We start from the raw sequence: 3220 nt of genomic DNA on the forward strand, positions 1-3220 counted from the left end.
CACCTCGCCATCACCTACGACGGCACCAAAGCCCGCCTCCACCTCAACGGCACCCAAATAGGCGAAAAACCCTTCACAGGCACCCTGCCCGACGACAGCGGCGCCCTCCACCTCGGTGGCAACAGCATCTACGGCGAATACTTCAAAGGCGCCATAGACGAGGTCCGCATCTACAACCGCGCCCAAACCCCCAGCGAAATCACCACCGACATGAACACCCCGCTTGGCGGAGCGACCTCTTCACGCGTCACCAACCATCGGAGCACAGCCGTGGCGACATCCACCTCTGGTGGCTCTGGAACCGAGGTGTGCACGCCCAAGACCGCCGTAAATAACTTCACAACGCCCGGCACCCCCCCACCAGCCCCAGTGGAGAATGTCAAATCTCTGACGCTGAGTAAGGACAGCTTCGTCATCAAGACCGCAAAAACAAACCCCACAGCCTGCAACGACGGCCCGTGTACGCTGACCGACTCAACAACTATGCAGATCGGAGGTACAGGCACCGACAAGATCGCCGCTGTCGTCGGATTCAAGCTTGATGAACTCCCCGATGGCGCCGGGGTCTCAGAGGGCATCCTGAAGCTTGGCACACCTGTATGTCCATCAGGCGCCTGCCCGACAGACGCAGTGATCTCAGCGAGACCTTTAAAAACCCCTGTCACGGCTGAGACAAAGGGCTCGGACCTTACGGGAGACATCGAACCCAACAAGCAGTATGATTTTCCCATCGGCAAGCCTCAATCCGATATCGCGGGAAGCGAGTATCAGTGGCTGTTGCTCACGTCAAACGTTGACGCCGTTATCACTTTTGGTAACGCCGCCTCGACTGAGCAGCCCTCAATAGGCCTTACCTACCTCCCCGCGGGTCCTCCCAGCAAAGTGCTAAATCTAGCGATCCAAGCCGGCGATAGTAGTGCAGTTGCCAGCTGGGGGTTACCGGCAAATAACGGCAGCGTTGCCTTACTCGATGGTTACGACGTTCAGGTGAACACCGACGATGGCACAGCGGTTAAGAACCTCGATGCCAAAGAGCCGTACGCGGCAATCACAGGACTGACCAACGGCGCGAAGTACACGGTGAAAGTACGGGCTAAGACTGCCTTCGGTTCAGGTGACTGGGCGACAGCATCGGTAAGTCCTAAGGCCGTACCTCCGCCGCCACCTGCTGGAGAGGCATGCATACCCTTCTTGGATGGCCCTCAGCCTGCCAAGACCTCAACCCTTAGTGAGTCAAACGCTAGCTCTTACATAACGAGAGTGAAGACGTACTACGAGGCTCAGGATGCTGTACTCGAAGGGCGTGCATCCACTATATGGGAAGCGCCTGGAGTCTCCGCCACAGCTCCGAATACGGCCAAGCTGTCTCTTCTGAATACTGCACTAATCCAAGAACGCCAGAGCTTGGCACGGCTGGGCGAGTCTCGAACCAATCTAGCAGTTGCTCTCGACAATGCGGCTGTTACTCTGGGGCCAAACGGCGTGATCCATGTTACGGCCGAAGTGAGGCGAACATGGGATGCTCCAGGGCAGTCCCAAAACAGAGATCGATCCGCAGCTACGGGCGCGCAAGGGGAGGTGGACCCGGGAACCTTTAGCATCTCAGTCCATGCTTTCGACCGCTGCGGAAATATGACTGTCATACAAGTCCCCTATGCCACCTACGAGGACTGGACTGATAATGCCGACTCCTGCGCGGGACAGGTTGACGGGAGGTTGCCGCCGTCAATGGCGGCTACCACCAGTGCGCAAGATTGCGGCAAGGAAGGTTCCGGCGGAGGTTCTATCGGAGAAGGGATCTGCCTAAAGGTTGAGTCCAGTGATCCAAAGGGTCAGTGGAAGTGCGAGAAGCCCGGCTTCAAGACATCTACACTTCTAATCCAGAACGAGCACTCTCCCAAGGGAAAGAAGCGGAAAGGATGGGGAGTTACGGTAGACGCCGGTTCTTACTGGTTCGCCCGGTCTAGCGAAAACGATGGCCTCGGAGAAACCGTCTGGGATCTAGCCGCAAACCGAAACTTCCCCGCATCAGACCCAGGGACTTTCTATAACTATATACGAGTATGGTCCCAAGAAAGCAAGACAAATACGCAGGAAGCGAAGTATATAAAACGTAACCTCGTAATGAAATCGATCGGCGAGGCATGTTTTATGAACAGCAAATACAACGCTCAAGCGGGCGCAGGACTGACAATAGACGGTCGGCGTGCGGGATCCGGCGAGGTTACCTTCGCGTTGCAGGGAAATTCAGAAGTCGCCTGCAAAACATACGAAGCAACGGGCCCAACGAAACCATCCGATCCGAACCCTGGAGACGATTTCGAGCTCCAGCCGGTCTGGAACAAGAGACGCGTTAAGGCGGAGTGCTTCCAGAACGTTCTGCAGTACTGCCAGGTTGAAGCTTATCGACACTACTTCCGGGCAGAAGTGACATTCTGCTATCATGTAAAAAAAACTACAGCCAAGTGCATCCCCTGGCAAACGAACGACTATTATAGTTGGTGGCATACGTACTGGGGAAAGCGCTACGGCAGTAGCTGAGTAGCTGGAGCCGGGCAGTTGCAAGTCGCCTACGCTTGCGGGGATGCAAGCGTAGGCGACTTGGTCATTTGCGGAAAATTGAGAAAGAGAGGCCTCAAAATGGAGTCGACTGCTAACCTGAACTCGCTCTGGGCGCACGTCGAAAGCTTCCTTATGGGAACTGAAGAATTGTTTCTCATTTCAGCCTTAATCCCTATTCTTGTTGCTCCCATCCTTTGGGTGCGCAAGCAGAGAGTCCTTCTCGGTGTCAGGACGATGCGTATTACTTTCATGGCCGTAGGCACTTTAATGCTATTTCGGTCTGCATATATGGCTTTGATGTATAACGGAGTGCACGCGGTTCTCGATATCCAAAGCAAGGCCGGCATTGGGCTTATGGTCGGCGGCTTAGTCTGCGTTGCGCTCGAATTCCATCATTACCATAAGCCTTACAGCTTAGTCATTCGAGAGCGTGATGTAAAGGAATAGGGCCTATATCATCCTGTAGCTTCGGGTTGTCTACGGCATGGCGCCAACTTGGGTATCATTCCTGGCTGCGGCAAACCGAGGTTGAAATGCCTCAACCGGGTTCAACTCCGGCATACAGTACCTGCCCGGATCTGAGCTTGATCTTTAACCTCTCTCGTCGGCCGGCCCGTTGAGCTCGATGGAGGTTCGGCCGTTTGCGGGACAGCGAGAC

The 3220-nt window shown here is 55.3% G+C and carries 1 protein-coding gene; it reads left to right on the forward strand.

What is annotated here, in order from left to right; translation table 11 throughout:
- Window positions 1-2541: LamG-like jellyroll fold domain-containing protein (locus DQW85_RS25510; protein WP_205315403.1), on the forward strand; the 2541-nt coding region annotated here is incomplete at its 5' end.
- Window positions 2542-3220: the final 679 nt, after the last annotated feature.

It is taken from the genome of Nonomuraea lactucae, assembly GCF_003313395.1.
GTDB lineage: Bacteria > Actinomycetota > Actinomycetes > Streptosporangiales > Streptosporangiaceae > Nonomuraea > Nonomuraea lactucae.